This is a genomic window from Streptomyces silaceus, assembly GCF_001419745.1.
Classification (GTDB): Bacteria; Actinomycetota; Actinomycetes; order Streptomycetales; family Streptomycetaceae; genus Streptomyces; species Streptomyces silaceus.
This window is the reverse complement of record NZ_LIRJ01000051.1, coordinates 1-20,129: the sequence shown is the minus strand read 5'-3', so window position 1 is coordinate 20,129 and position 20,129 is coordinate 1. Positions and strand designations below refer to the sequence as shown.

The 20,129-nt window shown below is 72.2% G+C and carries 17 protein-coding genes; 4 read left to right on the top strand and 13 right to left on the bottom strand.

Going from position 1 to position 20,129, the window contains the following annotated elements:
* The first annotated feature begins 18 nt into the window (after nucleotides 1-18).
* Nucleotides 19-801, top strand: a complete 783-nt coding sequence (locus tag AOK22_RS05955) for a GNAT family N-acetyltransferase (protein ID WP_055697507.1) — start codon at nucleotides 19-21, stop codon at nucleotides 799-801.
* Nucleotides 802-1,121: 320 nt separating this feature from the next.
* On the opposite strand, the gene AOK22_RS05950 is transcribed toward AOK22_RS05955, so the two are convergent.
* Both AOK22_RS05950 and AOK22_RS05945 read right to left on the bottom strand, forming a co-directional pair.
* Complete coding sequence (locus AOK22_RS05950; RefSeq protein WP_107101866.1) at nucleotides 1,122-1,961, bottom strand: RNA polymerase sigma factor; 840 nt, start codon at nucleotides 1,959-1,961, stop codon at nucleotides 1,122-1,124.
* 106 nt (nucleotides 1,962-2,067) lie between these two features.
* On the bottom strand, nucleotides 2,068-2,769 hold the full coding sequence (locus AOK22_RS05945) for an alpha/beta fold hydrolase (RefSeq protein ID WP_055697506.1): 702 nt from the start codon (nucleotides 2,767-2,769) through the stop codon (nucleotides 2,068-2,070).
* A 1,232-nt stretch (nucleotides 2,770-4,001) separates the two neighbouring features.
* On the opposite strand from AOK22_RS05945, the gene AOK22_RS05935 reads away from it, so the two are divergent.
* The gene (locus AOK22_RS05935) at nucleotides 4,002-4,346 is read left to right on the top strand and encodes an EthD domain-containing protein (protein WP_055697504.1); all 345 of its coding nucleotides are present in this window, start codon (nucleotides 4,002-4,004) and stop codon (nucleotides 4,344-4,346) included.
* A 264-nt stretch (nucleotides 4,347-4,610) separates the two neighbouring features.
* On the opposite strand, the gene AOK22_RS42130 is transcribed toward AOK22_RS05935, so the two are convergent.
* Nucleotides 4,611-5,012 (bottom strand): hypothetical protein, encoded by a 402-nt coding sequence (locus AOK22_RS42130; RefSeq protein ID WP_055697503.1) that lies wholly within the window; start codon nucleotides 5,010-5,012, stop codon nucleotides 4,611-4,613.
* A gap of 252 nt (nucleotides 5,013-5,264) precedes the next feature.
* On the opposite strand from AOK22_RS42130, the gene AOK22_RS41330 reads away from it, so the two are divergent.
* Entirely contained in the window at nucleotides 5,265-6,014 is a 750-nt protein-coding gene (locus AOK22_RS41330) for a GAF and ANTAR domain-containing protein (protein WP_055697502.1), read from the top strand.
* A 222-nt stretch (nucleotides 6,015-6,236) separates the two neighbouring features.
* Nucleotides 6,237-8,333 (top strand): ATP-binding protein, encoded by a 2,097-nt coding sequence (locus tag AOK22_RS05920; protein WP_157872182.1) that lies wholly within the window; start codon nucleotides 6,237-6,239, stop codon nucleotides 8,331-8,333.
* Nucleotides 8,334-8,941: 608 nt separating this feature from the next.
* On the opposite strand, the gene AOK22_RS05910 is transcribed toward AOK22_RS05920, so the two are convergent.
* The 10 genes from AOK22_RS05910 to AOK22_RS05865 all read right to left on the bottom strand — a co-directional run.
* Entirely contained in the window at nucleotides 8,942-9,907 is a 966-nt protein-coding gene (locus tag AOK22_RS05910) for a pirin family protein (RefSeq protein ID WP_055697500.1), read from the bottom strand.
* Between the two features lie 69 nt (nucleotides 9,908-9,976).
* The gene (locus tag AOK22_RS05905) at nucleotides 9,977-11,050 is read right to left on the bottom strand and encodes a LacI family DNA-binding transcriptional regulator (RefSeq protein WP_055697521.1); all 1,074 of its coding nucleotides are present in this window, start codon (nucleotides 11,048-11,050) and stop codon (nucleotides 9,977-9,979) included.
* 1,034 nt (nucleotides 11,051-12,084) lie between these two features.
* Nucleotides 12,085-12,924, bottom strand: a complete 840-nt coding sequence (locus AOK22_RS05900; protein WP_055697499.1) for a S1 family serine peptidase — start codon at nucleotides 12,922-12,924, stop codon at nucleotides 12,085-12,087.
* A complete protein-coding gene (locus AOK22_RS42540) occupies nucleotides 12,921-13,388 on the bottom strand; it encodes a CU044_2847 family protein (protein ID WP_244164699.1) in 468 nt (155 codons plus the stop codon). The genes AOK22_RS05900 and AOK22_RS42540 overlap by 4 nt, the downstream gene beginning before the upstream one ends.
* Before the next feature lie 112 nt (nucleotides 13,389-13,500).
* Nucleotides 13,501-13,890 (bottom strand): nuclear transport factor 2 family protein, encoded by a 390-nt coding sequence (locus tag AOK22_RS05890; RefSeq protein ID WP_055697498.1) that lies wholly within the window; start codon nucleotides 13,888-13,890, stop codon nucleotides 13,501-13,503.
* Nucleotides 13,891-14,006: 116 nt separating this feature from the next.
* Entirely contained in the window at nucleotides 14,007-15,326 is a 1,320-nt protein-coding gene (locus tag AOK22_RS05885) for a HAMP domain-containing sensor histidine kinase (RefSeq protein ID WP_055697497.1), read from the bottom strand.
* The gene (locus AOK22_RS05880; protein ID WP_055697496.1) at nucleotides 15,326-16,024 is read right to left on the bottom strand and encodes a response regulator transcription factor; all 699 of its coding nucleotides are present in this window, start codon (nucleotides 16,022-16,024) and stop codon (nucleotides 15,326-15,328) included. Before AOK22_RS05880 ends, AOK22_RS05885 begins: the two co-directional genes overlap by 1 nt.
* Nucleotides 16,025-16,069: 45 nt before the next feature.
* Complete coding sequence (locus AOK22_RS05875) at nucleotides 16,070-17,602, bottom strand: alpha/beta fold hydrolase (protein ID WP_055697495.1); 1,533 nt, start codon at nucleotides 17,600-17,602, stop codon at nucleotides 16,070-16,072.
* A gap of 121 nt (nucleotides 17,603-17,723) precedes the next feature.
* On the bottom strand, nucleotides 17,724-19,316 hold the full coding sequence (locus tag AOK22_RS05870) for a hypothetical protein (RefSeq protein ID WP_055697494.1): 1,593 nt from the start codon (nucleotides 19,314-19,316) through the stop codon (nucleotides 17,724-17,726).
* Between the two features lie 186 nt (nucleotides 19,317-19,502).
* Nucleotides 19,503-20,129: hypothetical protein (locus AOK22_RS05865; RefSeq protein WP_208606368.1), on the bottom strand; the 627-nt coding region annotated here is incomplete at its 5' end.

Sequence of the window (20,129 nt, the reverse complement as noted above, 5' to 3'; positions counted from 1 at the left end):
AGTGTCGACGAGGTTCCCATGATCGAGATCGCGCCTCACCAACTTCCCGCCCTCGCCCGCTGGTTTCCGGCGGGCGTTCCAGGACCCTCGATCGTCGGGGAGCACGCCCTGGTCACCGGCCATGGCCAGTGGTGGGCCGACCACCTTCGACAGCGCGGCGCGATCGCCGTCACCTGCGCGGGCCACACCGTGCTGCGCGGCTCGACGGAAGGGCTCACACCGGCGTCCCTCGCGCCGCTCGCGCACCACCACGTCGACGCACCGGCCCGCTTCCTGCCGCTCCTGAACGCCGCGTTTGACCAGGTCACACCGTGGGAGCGCATGGTCTGGACCCAGCAGGTTCGGGCGCGGCCCTGCAGGCCGCCGCGCGGCATCCACATACGCCGCCTTGAACCAGCCGACACCGACGGCCTCGTCGCCCTGGGTACCGACGCGGACTGGATCAGCGGAAGTTGGGGTGGCCCGCTGGGGCTCGCCGCCTCCGGACACGCCTGGACCGCCGCCGACCAGGGCGGCCGACTGCTCGCGATCGCCTGCACCTTCTTCCGCGGCAGGCAGTACGAGGACGTCGCGGTGTTCACTGTCCCCGACCGACGCCGCCACCGCCTCGGCCTGGCCTGTGTCACCGCGCTCACCGCCGACATCCGTGACCGCGGCCATCTTCCGAGCTGGAACTGCTCGGTCCTGAACCGGTCGAGCCGCCTGCTCGCCTGGACGGCCGGATTCCGGCTGGTCCGCGAGTACGTGCACTACGCGACGGGCAGCGCGGTGAGCGTGGCGTCGCAGCGCACCGCTGCCTGATTCCTGGGGGGGGCGGAGAGCAGCCGGGCATCGGCGGACCCGCCGGAATCGGGCTTCATCGCGTCGTGTCCGTCCAGCGCACCGGCGGCCGCAGTGGACAGCGGCATGAGCGACAACCCCGGGCCCGCCCTCGCGAAGACCGGCTGGTGCAGGCGTCGCAACAGGAGAGCGACTGCGCTTCAAGGGGTGCGGGCACCACGTCACAGCGAAGGGGACCGCACCGCCGGGATCTTCGGGTGGACGATGCGCAGCTGCTCCACGCGTCCGTCGTGGCGGAGGATGAGCCAGGTCAGAGACGGAGGGCAGTGCATCGGTAGGTCCTAGGCGTTGATGACGGTCATTTCCGGATGCCGATGGCCCTTCCGGCGACTACGCGGTGCAGGTGCTGGCGTACGCCGTCCTCCAGGAGGCGCGCATGACGGGAATGGGGTGGACGTGCTCGCCCGCGTGGTCGAGTCAGCGGACCATCTCGCCCTGCGCGGGCCACAGTTCGCCGATGGCCCGGGGTAGGGCTCCGCTCTCCCTCTCTTGAGGGTGGTCAGGGCTTCTTGCCCGCTGGCCTCGGTACGGCGGACTGCGTCGTCGTGGGTTTCTGTGGCGCTCCGCAGGAGGAGTCGGGCCAGTTTCGCGCGTGCCTGGCTGAGCCGGCTGCGGACGGTGCCCATGGGGATGTCGCAGGCGGTGGCGATCTCTTCGTACGAGGTCGTGCTGGTGAAGTAGCGAAGCATCACCACCAGGCGCAGCTTGGGCGGCAGTTCGGCGATGGCGTCCCAGATCCAGTCGCGCAAGGCGTGCTGTTCGACGAGGTGTTCACAGGTGTCGTGTGCGTGCTCGTCCCGATGGGGGTGGAGGTGGTCGAGGCCGTCGATTCCCGGGACCTCGCGGTCGGCACGCAGGTGCATCCGCGCGTTGTTGCGGACGATGGCGCGCAGCCACGCGCCCACGGCGGCTGGATTGCGTACGTCGCCGATGCGGCGCAGCGCGGTCAGCGCCGCGTCCTGGACGACGTCCTCCGCATCGGGGCCGTGTCCCAGCAGGCGCAGCGCCACGGCCCGCATCGAGGCCTGGTGGCGGGCGAGGAGCAGTCCGAGGGCTCCGGTCTCTCCGGCTTGGGCGCGCAGGGTGAGCTGTGCGTCGGTCAGCGGCTGGATCGGCCTCATGGCGGGCACCTCCCGGGGTGGGCGCGGACCGGGTGCCGCCCGGGAGCGAAGTGGTGCCCGGTCCCGGGCGGAGCTGTGCGTAGCGTAAGCCGGTATGCCGGATTCGTCAGCCTGCCGCTTGCTTGATCAGTGCGGCGACTTCGGCGGGCTTGGACACGTAGACGGCGTGGCTGGCGTCGGTCTCGACGATGGTCGCGCCGGCCCGCTCCGCCATGATGCGCTGGGCCGGGGGCGGAATCATGCGGTCGCCCGTGCTGATCATGTAGTGGCTGGGCTTGTTCTGCCAGGCGGGATGGCTCACGGCCCCTTCCAACGCGCCGATTCCCCAGGGGACTTGGGAGTCTGCGAGGAACTGGGCCTCGTCGGGCGGCAGGTCGGCCGCGAAGGACGCGGCGAACTTGTCACGGTCGAGATGGAGGAGCCCCGCCACGGGAGGCAGGATGGGCGGGACGGGGGCGCCGGGCGGCGGGTCGGCGATCAGTGTGTTCACGGACTCGCCCTTGTCGGGCACGAACGCGGCGATGTAGACGAGGGCCGTCACGTTGTCGTGCAGCCCCGCCTCGGTGACGACGGCGCCGCCGTACGAGTGCCCGACCAGCACCGTGGGCCCGTCCAGCGTGTCCAGGACGAGTTGGGTGGCGGCGACATCGCCGTCGAGGGAGAGCGTGGGGTTCTGCACGATCCGCACCTCGTACCCGTCGGCGCGCAGCAGGTCGTACACCCCCTTCCATCCCGACCCGTCGACGAACCCGCCGTGGACGAGGACGACGTTGCGTGCCTGGGGACGCCCTTCGGGTGTGTTGCTCACCGTGCACCAACTCCCTTGATCGGGGCGGCAGCCGACCTTGTTCGGCTGCCGGGTGGCCTGACACCTACGGGATGCGGGCGAACGCCCGAAGTTCGCCGCCGGGGGAGTGATGTGGGTCACATCGGGAGTTCGGGGTGGTTCGTGGAGGGTTCGGGGTGACGTCAACGGTCGCTTCACTGACCCGGAGACCTGTGACCGTTCCCTGAGGCAGGATGTGTTCATGATGCGTCCGGGGCGTGTCGGGGCAGTCTCGGCAGTGGTGTTCAGCGTTGCGGTGTGCTTGGTGGGCCTGTGGTGGACGGTGCGTGCGCTGTCGGAGGCGAAGGGAGTTTCCGACTCGGCGGCGGTACTGGCCCTCCTGCCCAGCCTGGTGGGCGTGGTCCTCGGGGCATAGGGAGCGTGGGCGGGAATCCGGGCCCTTCAGACACCGCTATCTGTCGCAGCGCGTCGCCTGCACGGAGCGGAGCCGGGCCCGCTGGCAGCCGGTCCTCTCCGCCCTGGAGTCGGTGGCGGCGGGCCCGGCCGACACCGTGCTGCCTGAACACGCCCTGCTGGCCGAGTGCCGTCGTGTTCGGACCCGTGGCAGCGGTCTGGGTCATACTCGCGCCCGAGTTCGCGAGGCGGCTCGCTTACGACGTCATTTTCGGAACAGAGCTGGGGGTGGTCAACTACCTGGCAAGTTCCTTCATCGGGTTGGTGATCGGGTGCTTCATCTTCAGCTTCCCCGTCGCGGGCGGTTCCGCGACCCTGCGGTACTTCGCGCTCCTTCTGCACACACGCAGGAAGCTGCCGTGGCGGCTGGGGAGCTTCCTTGACGACTGCTACGCACTCGGCATCCTGCGCGTGTCCGGGACGGCATGGCAGTTCGCCATCGTGAACTCCAGGACCACCTTGCCGTCCGCCCCACGCCACCACCCCGCTCATGAAGGAGAATTCCCGTCCGGGGCGGGGACGTCCTCCTACTCGGTGGCTGTGTGCCTGTCGCCGACCCACGACCCGCGGTTGGCGCGCCGCGCCGCTCGGCCATGTCCCCAGCTCAGCGCACCCGTCGCCGCGGCTTCAGCGGCACTGGCGGCAGGGTCGGGGCGGCCAGGGGGCCGCCGGGTGACACAACGGGTTCCCGACCGGGTTGCCTTGCGTCTCGGGCTCTCCGCCGTCGCCCGGCCGCCGCGCAAGGCGCGTGCGTAGCATAGGAGTTACTGAGGAAGGTCAAACCTGACTTGAGGAGTTCCGTGATCAAGATCAGCATCTTCCTGACCCGGCGCGCGGACCTGACCCACGAGGAGTTCGTGGAGTACTGGACGCACAAGCACCTGCCGCTGATCGCGAGCGTGACAGACGGAGCGGTACCGGTCCGGCGCCATGTCCTGCTTCTACCCACCAACGACGCGATCCCCGGCATACGCAGCTTCTACTACGACGGCGTCGTCGAGGTCTGGTTCGACGACGTTGCCGACGCCACCCGCTGGTTCACCTCCGACATCTTCACCACGACCGTCGCCGCCGACGAGGAGAACTTCCTCGACCGCTCCCTGACCCGTTTCCTCTACACCACCGAAACCCCGATCGTTGGTTGAGCACCACCGTCGAGGTACATCGACTGCGCGAGGTTCGGGGCGCTCGTGCTGGCCGTGGGCGGATGACTTCTTCCTCGAAGATCATTGGGCAGCGTTGGACTTCGCGGTTCTTGAGGACCAGCAGGGCCCGGGCCAGGGCAGTCGCCCGGTTCGGTTCGGCGCGGATCTTGCTGACGCCCCGCCAGTTCTTGGGGTGGGCGAAGCCGTGCTCGGCCGGCGCGCGGCCAGCAGCGAGTGCGGTGTCGGATAGTTTCTGAGTGTGACTCAGGAGCAGTTCCGGGCAGCTTTGTAGCCGGTGATCACGGCTGAGTCGGCATTCAGGTGCTTGGTGGCCAGGTCGAACAGCAGGGTTCGGCGCTCGGAGTCGGTCCAGGCCCGCTGGTACATCCAGCGGGCCAGCGCGAACCGGGGCGTCCGGTCGGGAACCGTGGCAGGGGCTCGAAGCTCTTCACCGTCATGTGGGAGACCGGCGATCACACCCACGTTCCGGAGTGGCTGCTCTCCCGGGCCAGCGCCCAGGACATCCGATCCTCCGTCCAGTCGCGCGGTGCGCACTGCGGCGGCCCACGGGATGGCATCCATCGTCCGGCCCGGCTGCTGGCGCAGCAGTCCGACCAGGGCACAGCGGATGAGGGCCTCATCGTGGATGACCAGCACACGAACCATGGGACGCGTCCTTCCCCGGGCCGCCGGGCGGCGGCAGTAAGCGGGGAGCGGATGGCGCGGACTATCCTCACCCTCCGCCCCGGACGTGTCATGTATGCACCGGGAGGGCCCTGGGGGCGTACGGGGCGCACCCGGGCGCACACCGGTGCATCTACTGCGGGGCATGGCAGCCGCCCGGCCGGGATACCCGCTCTGCACATCCTTATCCGCGAACGCCCCCCCCGCCGGGGGCGCCCCAGCGAGGCGATCCCCATGACCGGCCCTCCTTCGAACCCCGACAATGAGGTCCTGCTCGCCGTACTGGACCTGGCCGGTGCCCCTGAGCGCGGCCCGGACGAGTCGGCCGTGCCGCACCGGCTGATCGCGCACACCGACCGCCTTGACGGTGTGCAGGCCAGCGGCGTGCTGCTGCCCGACGGCCAGAGCCGACCCGCCGTCCTGGCCGCTTCCGGTCCTGGCGCGCGGCGCCTGGAGCAGGCCGAGCTCGACCTGGCCCAAGGCCCCTGCCTCGATGCCCTGCGCACCGGAAAACCAGCCGCCGACCTGCCCCTGGCCCATCCGCACTGCCGCACCCGCTGGCCCCGCTTCTGCCCAAAGGCCCTGGCCGCCGGCTACACCGCCGCCACCGCTCTGCCGCTCCAGCTCCACAACCAGACCCTGGGCGTCCTCAACCTCTTCCACCAACACCGCGCCCTTGGCCCCGGCCAGCTCCGCACCAGTCGGATACTGGCGCATGCCGCCGCCCTGGGCCTGGCCCGCCACCGCGCCCTGGCCGACCTGCGCGCCCGCAACCGCCAGTTGGAGACCGCCCTCGACAGCCGCGTCCTGATCGAGCAGACCAAAGGCCTCCTGGCCGAACGCCTCGACCTGACCCCCGACAACGCCTTCGACCTGCTGCGCCGCCATGCCCGCTCCCACCAGATGAAGATCACCGACCTGGCCCGGCTCATCCTCACCGGCCCCCCGAACAGCGGCCCCTTCCCTCGCCCCCACCGCACCTGACGGTCCCGGGCCCCGGCTGAGGACCCGCACATCCCAGTGGATGCCACCCGCGAACTGGCACCGCTACGCCGTCCTTGCCACCTCAGCCCGCTTCTGGCGGTACAGGGCTTCATAGAGCATTACAGGGCACTTTCTCTTCTGCTCTGTGTGGCGCGGGTGGGAGCGAGAAGATTGAGTACCGCGACGCCCGGTGGCGTGCTGGGTCGGGTGGGAAGGGCGATCGTGTCCGTTGAGCAGCGGCGGGCCGGCAACCTGCCGGCGGTGAAGGCACTGATGGTGGGCCGTCGTGCGGAACTGGCCGAGATCCAGGAGTTGTTCGCGGGGGATTCGCGGCTGGTCACGCTGACGGGGGCCGGCGGGGTGGGCAAGACCCGGCTCGCACTGGCGGCCGCGGACGCGTTGCAGCCCGCTTTCCGGGACGGAGCGTGGCTGGTGGAACTGTCGCCGCTGCGCGAGAGCACCCTGCTGCCGCACACCATCGCCGAGGCACTGCCGCTTGCCGACCAGACGACCCGGCTGATGCTCGAGGTTTTGGCCGACTATCTGGCGGACCGGGAGTTGCTGCTGGTCCTGGACACCTGTGAGCACCTGGCCGACGCCTGCGCGCTGATCGTTCCGGCGCTGTTGCGGGCCGCGCCGGGCCTGCGGATCCTTGCCACCAGCCGCCGTGCCCTGCACGTCCCCGGCGAGGTGGTGCTCACCGTCGAGCCACTTCCGGTGCCGAGGCCCGGGGACCCCGCGGCCCACCGGGCGGACGCGGTGGTCCTGTTGGCCGAGCGCGCCGCGCGGACCGCCCCCGAGGTCGGGGCCGGCGGCAGCGATGTGGCGGGCCTGGTCGCGTTGAGCCGCCGCCTGGAGGGCCTCCCCCTCGCCATCGAACTGGCCGCGGCACGCCTGGGCGAGTGGACCGTCAAGGAGTTGACCGCGCGCCTGGACGATCGGTTCGCCGTCCTGGGGGACACCGACGCGGTGGTGGACGAGGCCGACCCGCCCTGGCACCAGGCCCTGCGGACCGCGATCGGCTGGAGTCACGAGCTGTGCGGCCCGGCCGAGCGCCTCCTGTGGGCGCGGCTGTCGGTGTTCGCCGGGACCTTCGACGCCGAGGCGGCCCGCGCGGTGTGTGCCGATGGGCATCTGCCGGAGCACCGTGTCGAGGGGCTCCTCGCCGCCCTGGTGGAGAAGTCGATCCTGACCTGGCGCCTCACCGCAGGTGGTGCGCGGTACGGGATGCTGGACACCCTCCGCGAGTACGGCGCAGGCTGGCTGCGCCGCGTGGGCGAGGAAGACGAGCTGCGCTGCCGCCACCGGATCCACTACCGGGGGCTCGCCCTGCGGGCGGACGCCGCCTGGCTGGGGCCGGACCAACTTGCCTGGTACGAACGTACATCTGCCGAGCACGCCAACTTCCGTGCCGCGCTGGACTTCTGCCTGGGCGAGGGAGAGGACGGGCACACCGCCCTGGAGCTGGGCGGGGCACTGTGGTTCTTCTGGTTCGCCTGCGGCTTCGCTCGGGAAGGCCGCCACTATCTCGACCGGGCCCTGCAGCAGTACCCGGCCCAGGGACCGGCGCGCAGCAAGGCGGTGTGGGCCTGTGGCATCGCCGCCGTCGCGCAGGGAGATGTCGACGCCATCACCCGGCTGGGGAAAGTGTTCCGGGCGGACGCCGAGGCGGCGGGCACCCCTGCCATGCTGCCCGCCGCCGCCTACCTCGCCGGTGCCGCCCTGGTGCTGCGCGGCAAGCCCGCAGAGGCCGCCGCGTTGCTCGACGCCACACCGTATGCCCAAGACCACGGCAGCGCCTATGCCGAGGGGCGCCTGCTGGCCTGGTTGGGCCGGGTATTTCTCCACGTCACCCTGGCGGAGTTCGCGGATGTCGCTGCGGCGGCCGACGCCGTGCACGCGGAGTGCGCCCGGTTCGGCGATCGATGGGCTCGCGCCTTGGCGGACTACATCCGGGCGCTGGCGGCACAGGCTCTCGGCCGACCGGACGAGGCGGCCGCACACGCCCGCGCAGCCCTGGAAGGCCAGGCCCTGCTCCACGACAGCCTCGGCACAGCCATGACCGTCGACCTGCTCGCCGGAGTGGCCGTCGCCAGCGGCCGGGGCGAGGAGGCGGCCCGGCTCCTCGGCTTCGGCCAGCAGATCTGGGACACCCTCGGCCGCCCGCAGGTGGGCATCCCCGAACGCGTCGCCGCCCGCGCAGCCTGCGAACAGCGGACACGAGCGGCCATCGGGGGCACCGCGTACGAGACCGCCTTCCGCACGGGCCTGGAGGACAGCATTGACGACGGCCTCGCCTACGCCCTGCACCAGACCTGACCAGGCACCGCGAACGCTGGGGCATGGGGTTCCCAGGGCGTGAGGTCGCGGTTGTTCGCGCATTGCTCTCGTGCCGGGGCGAGTCCGGTCCTGCGCCCGTGGCCCTGGGTTCTGTCGGATCGTGGGTGCGGGGTGACTGCTCTGTGTCAGTGGAGTTTGATCGTGTGCCGGCGCAGTTTGATCGACATCGCATGGCCACCTACTGTCCTCGGCTTCGTGGGCGCCCGCATGAAGCGGCTGGCGCCCAGGCCGACGGACACGTCACTTCACGACGACTGCGCCCTTCTCCATGACGTAGTGGCCGGGGGAAGGTCATGGTTCATCGCGGTCGGTCACTCCAACCGCTCCGCCGCGGCCGAGGGGGGCGTGTCGATCAACAGGGTCGGCACGCACCCATGGGTGGTCTTCAGCAAGCCGGGCGTCCAGTGACGCGTTCAACTCGCCAACGCGGTCAGCCGCGACGAAGCTGCCTTTGCCGAGTCCCCATAACTCGTCGCCGTCCTGCCGTGGACGCCTCACGCCTCACGCCTCTCGACCTGGAGCTCACGCCGTGCGCCCGGGAGTCAGCATCGGTCCCGAGGCTCCACGGGTCCGTCCGTATCCCCGGCTCAGCGCACCCGTCCCCGCGGCTTCAGCGGTACCGGCGGCAAGGTCGGGGCGGCCAGGGGGCCGCCGTCGTAGCCCTTTACCTCGCCGAAGCGGGTGCCCGTCATCCAGTCCTCGCGTGCCTGCTCGATCTCCTGCTGCGTGCGGCCCACGAAGTTCCACCACATGATCAGTTCCTCCTCGAACGGCTCGCCGCCGAGGAGCATGACCGAGGCGTCGGACGCGGCGCGCAGCGGCAGTTCGGCGCGGCCGCAGCCGAGGTACAGCATCGAGCCCGGCAGGACCGGGACACCGTCGACGTGCACCTCGCCGGACATGGACAGCACGCCGTACTCGAAGTCGGGCACGAGCGGCAGGCGGGCCTCCGCGCCGGCGGTGAGGGTGAGGTCGGCGCCGACGATGGGTGTGTACGCCGTTCCGGGGGAGGCCGCGCCGTCGAGGTCGCCGAGGATCACGGTCGCCTCCAGGCCAGGGGCCGTCACCTTCGGCAGTTCGGCGTGGTGCTCGAACGTGGGGTCCGTGTTCCGGTGGGCGTCGGGCAGGGCGACCCAGAGCTGCGCGCCGTGCAGGAAGCGGGCGTGCGACGCGGGGCTCTCCTCGGAGTGGGAGATGGCCCGCCCCGACGTCATCAGGCCCAGTTCGCGGGGGCGGATCGTCTGGAGGCTGCCGGTGCTGTCGCGGTGGAGCACCTCGCCCTCGTGCAGCCAGCTCACGGTCTGCAGGCCCATGTGCGGATGCGGCGGCACCTGCATGCCGGGCTCGTCGGCGATGTCGTCGGGGCCGTAGTGATCGACGAAAGCCCATGCGCCGATCATGCGGCGGCCGAGGTTCGGCAGCAGCCGACGCACTTCGGTGCCTTCGCCGAGCTGTACGCGGCGCGGGCTCAGCAGTTCACGGACGGGCTCGGCGACGACGAAGCCACGTCCGCCGCACTGCGAGGGGACTGCCTGCCGGTCAAGGTTGCTCATGTCGGACAACTTAGCCGTGATCAAGATCGGATGGCGATACACGGGCGTTCTGCCGCTGACGGCCTTCCGTCATTCGACCGCCCGCGACGACGCGCGCGGGAAGAGCGTGGTCGGGACGATCCGCTGGAACGGTTGCCGCGACGTGGCCCCTTCGGCGGCGTTGATGAGGAGCTCGACCGCCTCGGCGCCGACACGGAGGGGCTTCCGCGAGAGCGTGGTGACGGGCGGCTCGGTGCGGTCGTACGCCCCGGAATCGCTGCAGCAGGCGAGGAGCACGTCCTGCGGGACCCGCAGCCCGTGACGGCGGGCGGCCGCGAGCAGATCGGTGCCATTGGTGTCGAACAGCCCGAAGACGGCGTCCGGGCGGTCCGGGCGCGCGAGCAGACGGTCGGCGGCGACGGCTCCCGCGACGGCGTCGTACGCCGGATAGGCCTCGTACACCGGCTCCTGGCCGACCTGCGCGCACCACCACAGGTACGTGGCGGTCGACAGGCGTGTGTACGCGTCGGTCGACGTGCCGGTCAGCAGTCCGACGCGGTGGGCGCCGGCGGAGGACAGGTGGTCGAGGACCTCGCGCACGGCTGCCTCGTGGTCGTTGCCGACCCAGCCGGTCACGGCGAGCGCGCCGGGCGGGCGCCCCACGGAGACGACCGGCATTCCCTGGCGGACCAGTTCGGCCACGTCCGGGGAGCCGTCGGGCGGGTCGACGACGACCATGCCGTCGAGGGTGACGTTCGACCACAGGTCGTGCCGCGAAGCCGTGGGCATGGTGACGAGGGCGTACTCGCGGGCGAGCGCCGCCGAGGTGGCGCCGCGGACCAGCTCGGCGAAGTACCCGGACTCGGTGAAGGTGAAGGGTTCGTTCCCGTACGTCGCCATCGTGAAGCCGATCAGGCCCGACGCCCCGGCGCGGAGGGTCCGGGCGGCGGACGTGGTGCGATAGCCGAGCCGGTCGGCGACCTCATGGACATGGCGGCGGGTGGTTGCCGGGAGCCTGCCCCTGCCGTTGAGCGCGTCGGAGGCGGTGGCGATGGAGACTCCGGCGGCGGCGGCCACCTCCCTGATGCTCGCGCTGCCCGGCCTGCGTGCCCTGCGCGGCTGCCCGGAGCGCCTCGCCGGGGCCGGCTGCGGAGCCGTGGCCAGCGTGGTCGCGGGAGGAACGGGCCGCGCGAGCCCGTGCCGCTCGCCGGCCGAGGCCCGCCGGGGCGCGGCCGTACGTGCCGGGGCCTGCGCCGCCTCCGTAGCGTCCGAGGCCTGGGCGGGGGCCGTGCGGTCCCGCCTCCCCCGGTCGGCGAGGCGGAGTTCGGCCGAGGCCAGGGCGTCCGCACTCGTCAGGCTCACGGGATGGCGGGAGCCCAGGGTGGCGGCGGCCTTCTGCGCGGCGGCGGCGAGCACGTCGGTCGACCGCTCCATGCGCTCCCGGTCGTCCGCCGCGGCCGCCGAGGCGAACTCGGCCGTGGCGAGAGCGACCACGGCGGAGAGCGACGCCGGATGATCACTGCCGAGACCGCGCACCACCTGCCGGACGGTGTGGTCGAGCGCGTCCAGCATGTGGTCCGCGGCGGCGTGGTCGCCCTGGCGGCGGCTCACCTCGCAGAGCACGGTCTGCGTCAGCAGCCGGACTTCGTGTCGTCGTACGTGCCGTTCCTGCCGTCGCGCGGCATCGTCCAGGTCGTCCAGCGTGTCCGAGGCCCGGGTGGCGAGGTCCCGGGCCGCCGACAGGTGCCCCATGCGCAGGCGGAGCGCCGCGAGGTTCGCCAGCGTACGGGCGTCGGCGGGGGCCGCCGCGTCCCCGGACGCGTGCGGGTCGATGGCCCCGGACGCGTGCGGGTCCATGGCCACGGCCGTCGACAGGACCGTGACGGCCGCCGACAGGCAGTCGCGTTCCGACAGGACGACGGCCAGCTCGTTCCTGGTGTCCGTCGACAGCGCCAACGCCTGCGGATCCCACAGGAGTCGGGACACCACGTGCTCGATGAGGGCCCGCGCCTCGTCCCCGTTCCCCAGGGCATCGAGAAGCGCCGACAGGCGCGCGACATCCCTGCCGATGACCGGGTGGCGCAGCACGTCGGGGTCACGGCACAACGCGGCCACCGTCGCCGTGACGCGCCCGCGCTCCTGTGCCCCGCCGCGCAGCGCGCCCTCGGCGTCCGCGATCGCCCGCCGCCAGTCGTCGGTCATGCCGAGTCCTTCCCCAACTGGCCCTCGATGGCCGTCTTGGCGGCCGAGAACTTGAGGTCGGCGACCTGCGCCGGACTGAAGGACCGCTGACTCGCCCAGAGGTCGATCTGCCGGAACCACGCGTCGACCGACGCGGCGGCCGACGCGACGGTGGAGCGTGGGCCGGGCGTGTCCTCCGGGTCCGGCCGCACCCGGGAAGGCGGCGAACTGCCCGGCCGCAGCACGTCGATGAGGTGCTCCACGTCGAAGTGGTCGAACCGGCTCATGGCCTCGCGGACGGTGGCGCCGAAGAGCACGTTCGCCGCTTCGTCCGTGGGTCCCCGCCGGGGGAGCTGTTCCAGCAGGATGCCGAGGACGGTCGCGTCCTCGTCACCGGGCCTGCCGGCGGCCACCGGTCCTCCGGAGTAGCCCGAGTAGTCGCCGAGTTGCTGTTCGACCGTCAGCTGGAGTGCCTCGACGACGGCTCCGCCCTCGCACTGGTACCGCGCCGCGCCGTGGTCGACGCGGCCGCTGAGCTGTGCCTCCATGCGCGCGGGACGGTAGGGGCCGAACCACGCGTCCCCGCTGAAGGCGATGCCGGCCCGGGGGACGGGCACCTTCACCTCGCAGCCGGAAGAGATCATGACCAGCGCGAGATCGGCGCCCTTGTCCTGCTCGCAGACCCGGCCCGAGAGCGTGCTGCCGTCCGGCAGGACGATGTCCAGCGGCGCGTCCGCCGCGGGCAGGCCGCGCAGACAGTGGAGCGCGGTGAGGACGAAACGGCGCGTGAGCAGGAAGCCCGCGCCCAGCCGCTGCCGGGACGCGTGCAGCTCGACCCAGTAGGCCGCGTCCGTCACGGGTTCTCCGCCTCCGGTTCCTGGGCCCGATGCTCGGTGTCCCGCCCCCCGGGTGGGTTCTCCGCGTCTCGCGCGACGACCCGTTCGTCCGGGACCCGTTCGTCCGGGACCCGTTCGTTCGGGACCTGTTGGTTCGGGACCTGTTGGTTCGGGAACCGTTCGTCCGGGACCCGTTCCACGGTCAGGGTGACGCCGAAGGACGCCTCGGCCGACGCCTTGCTGAGGATCACCCCCGCCTCCGCGGCCAGCGTCAGGCCGAACGTCACCTCCATGGCGGACACCTGCCAGCCGTCTCGCCGGGGCACCCGCGCCAGGGACTCCTGCGCGATGGAGGAGGCCTGCGCGATGGCCTCCTCCAGCTCGGCCGCACGCTCATGGAGCGCCTCGCTCGTGCGCACGCGGGTGGAGATCTGGCGGCTGCCCGCCTCCCACACCACCGTCTCGACCCGGACTTCAGCCGTCATGGATCCCCCGACGCTCAGTGCGGACGCGTCCGCACCCGGCCGCGGGGGAAGCGTAGCCAGATCGCCTGGGACGATGCGGGAGGTTCGGCACATCGCCCCGGCGAAGTGGGGATCAGGCGACGGTGGTGACGAACGTGGCGTGTGCCGCGACGACCTTCCATCCGTTCCCGTCGCGGACCCAGGTCCGGGTGTAGCGCACCCGGGCGTCCAACGGCCGTCCGCCGAAGGAACCCTCCAGCGCGCCGAGGAGCCAGGTGATGCCGGTGTGCCCGGTGGCCAGCGCGTGGAGTTCCTCCTCCACGAGCCGGGTCAGTCTCTGCACGCCGCTTTCATGCGCGCGGAGGTCGTCCTGCTTCGAGTACAGATTCCCGTCCGGCCCGGTGAACCGTCCCGCGTCGTCGATCAGCTCGGCCAGCGTCGCGACGTCCGAGGCCAGTTGGGCGGCCTGGAGGCGCCGTTCGGCCGTGCGAAGGCTTTCGGTGAGGTCGTCTTCTTTTGGCATCCCTCCACCCTGGCGGTCGCCCGCTGACCGCGCCCAGCCCTCTGCTCGTGGCAGATCCGTGGCAGATACGTGCCATAGACAGGTACGTTCCATGGGCAGATACGTGCCACGGTCCGTTAGCGCACGCGGCGGCGACCTTCGGGCGGCAGTACGAAGCCCACCTCCGCGCCCCCGTCGGGCGCGGCGTCGGCGAAGACCGTGCCGCCGTGCGCCGTGACGATGTCGTGCACGATCGCGAGGCCCAGGCCCGAGCCCGGTGTGCCCTGCGTGCCGGGGCTCCGGTGGAAGCGGTCGAAGACGGCGTCGCGTTCGGACCGCTCGATGCCGGGACCCTGATCGCGCACGGCGAGCCGGCGACCCGCGACACGGATGGTGACCGGCGTGCCCTCGGGGCTGAACTTCACCGCGTTGCTGAGGAGGTTGTCGACGCAGCGCTCCAGCGCGCGGGGGCGGGCCCGCACCTCGGCGGGCTCGTCCGTGACGACCGAGATCGCGCGGCCGGTGCGGACGCGGTGGCGGTGGGCGCAGTCCTCGGCCAGGGCTGCCAGGTCGACGGCGGACGGCTCCTCGTCCGTGTGGCGGTCGGTGGCCAGCTCGACGAGTTCGCGTACGAGTGCGTCGAGCGCCGCCGTCTCGGTGACCAGCGTGGTGAGGATCTGCTCCTCGTCCTTCGGTTCGAGCCGGCCGCGCGCCCGCTGGAGGAGCTCCGCGCTGCCCCGCACCGACGTCAGCGGGGTACGCAGTTCGTGGCTGGCGTCCTGGACCAGTTGCTGCTGCTGCGCGCGCGAGCGGCGCAGCGCCGAGAGCATCGCCTCGAAGCTGCGGGTCAGCTGGCCGATCTCGTCCTCGCCGGCGGGCGGCAGCGCGGTGGCCAGGTCCTGCGTCGCCGTGATCTCGCCGGTGGTGCGCGCCAGCTGACGGACCGGCCGCAGGATCCGGCCCAGCACGATCCAGCTGAGCAGTGCGGACAGGGCGATGGCCGCCGCCGTGGTCCAGGAGATGCGCCACAGGAACGCGTCGTCGACGCGCGCGGCTCCCTGATAGCTCTGGCCGACCATGACCGCGCCGCCACCGGGCAGCGGCCGGGTCAGGGTGCCGTACTCGGTGCCGGAGACGACGACGTCCCTGCGGCTCTCGCCCTGCCCCGTCCGAGCCACCCGCAGGGCCGACGACGACACCGGCAGCTCCGGGCCGTCGGAGGACAGGCGGCGCACGGACCCCCGTGCGGAGACGACCTGTTCGACCATGTCCGCCCGGGGCGGCGGCGTCAGGCCGGCGGCGAGCAGGGTCACCACCGTGTCGGAGCGGTCGTCGAGCCCGCGGTCGAGCTCGTCGGCGACCAGACCGCTCACGCCCCGGTACGACATGACGGCCGCCAGGGCGATCGCGAGGGCGGCGGCCCCGACGACGACGGCCGTGATTCTCGTACGCAGCATCACGCGGCCCTGACGGTGTAGCCGACGCTGCGCACGGTGTGGATCAGCCGGGGCTCGCCGCCCTGCTCGGTCTTCTGGCGGAGATAGCCGATGTAGACGTCGAGGGACCGGGAGGTGGTGTCGAAGTCGAAGCCCCAGATGCGCTCGTACATCTGGGACCGCGTGAGGACCGTGCCCGGGTGGCACAGGAGCAGCTCCAGCACGTCGAACTCGGTCTTCGTCAGGTCCAGTTGACGCGTGCCCCGGAACGCGAGGCGCGCCTCGGGGTCCAGGGTGAGGTCCGCCACCGCGAGCGCCCCCGTGCCCTCCACCGGTTCGGTGCGCCGGAGCAGGGCGCGTATGCGGGCGAAGAGCTCCTCGGTGGCGAACGGCTTGGCCAGGTAGTCGTCGGCGCCCGCGTCCAGGCCCGCGACCCGGTCACCGACCTCGTGACGGGCCGTCAGGACAAGGACGGGCATGCGGTCGCCGCGCCTGCGGAGCATCCGGCACAGCCCGAGGCCGTCGAGCTTCGGCATGACGACGTCCACCACCGCGAGGTCGGGCCGCTCCCGTTCGAGGAGGCCGAGGGCCTCCAGGCCGTCGCCGGCCTGGAGCACCCGGTAGCCCTCGAAGCGCAGCAGCTGGTCCAGGGTGCTGCGCACGCCCGGATCGTCCTCGACGACCAGCACCGTCCTGCCGTGTCCCGTTTCTTCTGTCATGTGATCATCTTCGTCGGTGGCGGACGCGGTCACGGCACCGGCCCGTCAGCCGCGGACCGGCGTCACCGCGAGGGGCGGCAGCGTTCGCAGGCAGGACGTGTCGCCGGGCTCACCGGTGCGGATGAAGCGCGTGGACACCCCGGTGACGCAGCCGGTCTGCTCCAGCTCCGGCACATGGCCGACGTTGCGTACGGAGAAGAAGCGGCTGTGGGTGAACTGCCGTGCCGCCGCCTTGCCGTTGGCGTCCGGGGTGTTGGCGTCGAGGTCGCCGGAGAGCACCAGGACGGGGACGTCGGGCAGCTTCGGGTGCGTGGGCTGCGGGCGCGGGGCGTTCTCGCGGGGCCAGCCGATGCACACGTCCCCGCCGTCCGTGGGCCCTTCGTTGAAGCCCCGGGCGCTGAACGCCCCGTGCGCGCCCGGCCCGGCTCCGGCCAGGGCCGCCCGGTACTGCCGCAGCCGCACCGGCAGCGGCGCGTCCTTCGACCAGGCCGTGCGGTAGTCGTTGCAGACGACGCCCACGTACGGGGCCTGGTCCTCCGTGCTGCCCGAGGCGCCGTCCTCCTGGACCAGCGTGCGCAGCGGTCCCGTGTCACCCTTCACGAAACGGTCGAGCGCGTGGGGCAGATGCCCGAGCAGGGAGGGCTCGGTCGGCTCCATGCCGGCCTCGCGGCTGGCCGCCTCGAACAGGAGGTTGGCGAGCTTGCCCTCGGTGAACCGCTCCTTGTACGTGCCGTGGTCGGTGGCGATCGGCACGGTCATCGGGCGGGCCCGCAGCCGTGCGGCCGTGGTGGCGAGGTCGGCGACGGCCTGCTTCCCGTCGCACACCGCGGGCACACCGCGCTCGCACACGCGCCGCAGGGAGAGGGAGACCGCCTGGGCGCTGGGCCGCACCAGCGGGTCGAAGCCGAGCGGATAGGCCCCGGACAGCACGATGTTCCGCACGCGCTCGGGGTGGCGGGAGGCGTACACCGGCATCAGATACGTGCCGTACGACAGCCCGTAGAGGCTCAACTGGCGCACGCCGAGCCGGGCGCGCACGGCGTCGATGTCGTCCGCCGTGGCCGCGCTCGTGTACGCGGCGGCCCTGGGCCCGAGGTTGCGGGCGCACCGCTCGACGGCGGCCCGCTGCTGGGCCCGCGTGCCGAAGCGGTACTCGGCGTCGGTCACCCCGCACGGCAGCCGCTCGGAACGCCCGGTGCCGCGCGGGTCGACGAGCAGCAGGTCATGGCTCTTCAGCAGGCCGCCCAGGGCCGGGGCGAACATCTCGGCCCGGTCGATCGCGACCTCACCGGGCCCGCCCGGGTTGACGGCGACGGTGCCCTTGGCCGCGCCCGGCCCGCTGTGCCGCACGACCGCGTAACTCACCTTGATCGTGCCGAGCTTCGGCTTGCCCGCGACCAGCGGGCGGTCCATCGAGCCGCAGTCGACGTCGTGCCCGGGGACCGTCGGGCACCACGCGGGGGCCGCCTGCGGTCTGACCTCAGGCGCGGCCGCCGCGACCGTCGGCAGCGCCGATGCCACCAGTGCCATCAGGCCCACGACCAGTCCCGCGCGCCGCGCCCTGCTCTTGTTCGTCATCGCCCCGCTCCTTCGTCTCTCGGCTGCGAGGACGACCTTGCCGGGCGCGTTTCAGGGGAGTGGCAGAGCAATGACAAAGCCCTGTAAGAGATGCCGGGGCGCCGCCCCGGGGATCAGCCGGTCACCAGTTCTCCGGGGTGAGGTCGGGGCCCAGGACGTGGCCGTGGGAGTGCGCGGCGTCGTGGGTGAAGTGCGCCGCGTACCAGAGCACCACGTCGGTGTTCAGCAGGGATTCCGCGGGGGTGCGCAGGGAGTCGAGACGGGCCCGGGTCAGCTGGGGGTCGGTGGCGAAGTTCTGGCCGTCGTCGAGTTCGGTCGAGCGATAGCGCAGCGCCCACAGGTCGCCCACGCCGTACGCGTCCTGGGTGCCGTCGTCGGCACCGGGGGTCAGGTGATACGCCTGGCCTCCGGAGGTGTTCCGCACCCGCCAGCGCCGGTTGCGTGCCGGGTCGCGGGGGCGGCGGATCTCCCAGGACTTGGTGTGCCAGTTGCTCCCGCCCACCGCGAGCGGCGGGTCGTTGAACTCCTCCACCACGTTGGGCGCGGCGCCGCCCACGTCGAAGTCGAAGCGCCAGTAGACGTGGTGGCGGTGCTCGCGGCACGTGCAGGGGTTGTTGACCCCGGCGAAGCCGAAGCGGGGCCGGATGGTGCCGTTGCTGTGCAGCCGCCACTGGCTCACGTAGCGGTACCAGCCCGCCATCATCTCGCTGACCAGGACCACCTCCTGGCCCAGGACGTAGACCGCGACACCGCGGAAGTTGCCCGCGTCGGTCCCGGTGTCGAGGATCGTCCGGGCGGGCTGCGGGCAGACCCGGAACCCCGGTGCCACGGTCTGGCCGTCCGCCTGGAAGCAGGCCTCCGAGTTCTGCCAGTCGCGGTAGGTGGGTCCGCAGCCGCCCGCGGTGGACCGCTCGTACTCGACGTTGAGGATCGGCACATGGGCGCGGTAGAGCACCGTGCGGCCGCGGTAGCGGACGTGCCGCAACTCCACCCCCGAGCCGTTGGTGCCCGACGACGCGGCGGGCCGCACCACCTGGAGCTGCCACAGGGTCTGTCCGCCCTGGGTGACCGTCACATCGACCTGTCCGGCCGTCCCGGTGGCCGCGCAGCGGTCGTCGGGTGCCGTGGGCTCGCACCGCGCCGCCCCGTGGGGCAGGTGCTCGTCCAGGTCGTGCAGCACCCGGCGCTCGGACATCAGCACCGCCACGACCTGGACGTGGTCGTCGTCGACGCGCAGGAGCCCGACGCCCAGGGTGCGCCGGGCGCGGCCGTCCAGGTCCTCGTACTCCACGAGCGCGGGCATGGGACGGAACGTCGTGAGCTGCCGGGAGCGGATCGCGTCGCCGTAGCGGGAGTCCTCACCGACGACGGCGACCGCCGCCGCGAACTCCTCTGCGGTGGGCAGCGGTTGGGCGACGAACGTCTCGACCGCCAGTTCGCGGGGGTCGCGCGGGTCCGCGTCGCGCAGGTCGCCGCTGACCGCGAGGACCCGCTCCTCGTCGTAGTCGTAGATCTGCGCGGTGAACCGGTACGAGGGCTGCGGTTCCTCGCTCTTGCGGGCCTCCGGCTCCGGCACCAGGGACAGCACGCGGGCCCGTGCCCCGCCGAGCTCCTTGGTGACGGAGGGGTGATCAAGGAGGGCCTTGCGGATCCGGCTGACGTCCCGCTCGAACGGCGCGACGGGGACTACCTGGACTTCGAGCTCTGTGGTCATGACGGCCTCCTGCCGCACGGAGCCACGGCCACCCGCCCGGACACACGCGGCGGGGAGACGCACCCGCACGACAAGGCCTGCTGTGGCCTGAACGGCTCACGCTAGCGGCGGAATCCCCGCGTCGGATCCCCTGGGAGAGGCTCGGGGAAGGCCGGTGGGGGCAGGCGCCCGCACGAGTGCGCCCCCTTAGCCACGGCACTCCCGCGCCCGGTTCCCCGCCCCGCTGATCAGGTCGACGCGCCGGCCCGCGTTCTCCTTGAGGACGTAGAGGGTGCCGTCCTGGGGCGTCCAGTCGCGGGGCACGAGGAACACGCGGTCACCGGAGACGTGGAACAGGCGCAGCCCCGCGTACTCGTACGCGTACCGGCTTCCCTTGGTCGTCACCTTGCGGTAGCAGCTGCCGCCGCCGCGGATCATCAGGTCCTTGTCGCTGAAGACGGTGACGGCGGGGAATCCGTCGTGGACGGTCCGCTCGGTCAGTTCGGCGCGCCCCCGGCCCGCGATCTCCGCGTACGCGGACACGGCCCAGAACAGTGACAGGACGCAGACGAAGAGAGTGAGCCCCCACAACCGCAGGTCACGCCGGTCGCGGGTGCGGGCGTACGCGTTGAGCGAGAGGCCGACGATGGCGGCGAGCGGCAGCGCGAGGTCGAAGAGCCAGGGCGCGAGCGGATACAGCGGTACGAGGACGAGCGGCACGGCCCAGGCCAGGCGCAGCACGCCCACGGCGCGGGAGAGCCGGCGCGGTTCCCGCGACGCCCAGCGGTGCAGCCCGAGCACGCCGAGGGCGGCGCCCGCCGCCAGCCAGGCGGG

What these genes read in the sequence shown, in the direction of transcription:
- AOK22_RS05955 (WP_055697507.1), top strand. Translation starts at nt 19, where the DNA reads ATGATCGAGATCGCGCCTCACCAACTTCCCGCCCTCGCCCGCTGGTTT.
- AOK22_RS05950 (WP_107101866.1), bottom strand. Translation starts at nt 1,961, where the DNA reads ATGAGGCCGATCCAGCCGCTGACCGACGCACAGCTCACCCTGCGCGCC.
- AOK22_RS42130 (WP_055697503.1), bottom strand. Translation starts at nt 5,012, where the DNA reads ATGGTTCGTGTGCTGGTCATCCACGATGAGGCCCTCATCCGCTGTGCC.
- AOK22_RS41330 (WP_055697502.1), top strand. Translation starts at nt 5,265, where the DNA reads ATGACCGGCCCTCCTTCGAACCCCGACAATGAGGTCCTGCTCGCCGTA.
- AOK22_RS05910 (WP_055697500.1), bottom strand. Translation starts at nt 9,907, where the DNA reads ATGAGCAACCTTGACCGGCAGGCAGTCCCCTCGCAGTGCGGCGGACGT.
- AOK22_RS42540 (WP_244164699.1), bottom strand. Translation starts at nt 13,388, where the DNA reads ATGACGGCTGAAGTCCGGGTCGAGACGGTGGTGTGGGAGGCGGGCAGC.
- AOK22_RS05890 (WP_055697498.1), bottom strand. Translation starts at nt 13,890, where the DNA reads ATGCCAAAAGAAGACGACCTCACCGAAAGCCTTCGCACGGCCGAACGG.
- AOK22_RS05885 (WP_055697497.1), bottom strand. Translation starts at nt 15,326, where the DNA reads ATGCTGCGTACGAGAATCACGGCCGTCGTCGTCGGGGCCGCCGCCCTC.
- AOK22_RS05880 (WP_055697496.1), bottom strand. Translation starts at nt 16,024, where the DNA reads ATGACAGAAGAAACGGGACACGGCAGGACGGTGCTGGTCGTCGAGGAC.
- AOK22_RS05875 (WP_055697495.1), bottom strand. Translation starts at nt 17,602, where the DNA reads ATGACGAACAAGAGCAGGGCGCGGCGCGCGGGACTGGTCGTGGGCCTG.
- AOK22_RS05870 (WP_055697494.1), bottom strand. Translation starts at nt 19,316, where the DNA reads ATGACCACAGAGCTCGAAGTCCAGGTAGTCCCCGTCGCGCCGTTCGAG.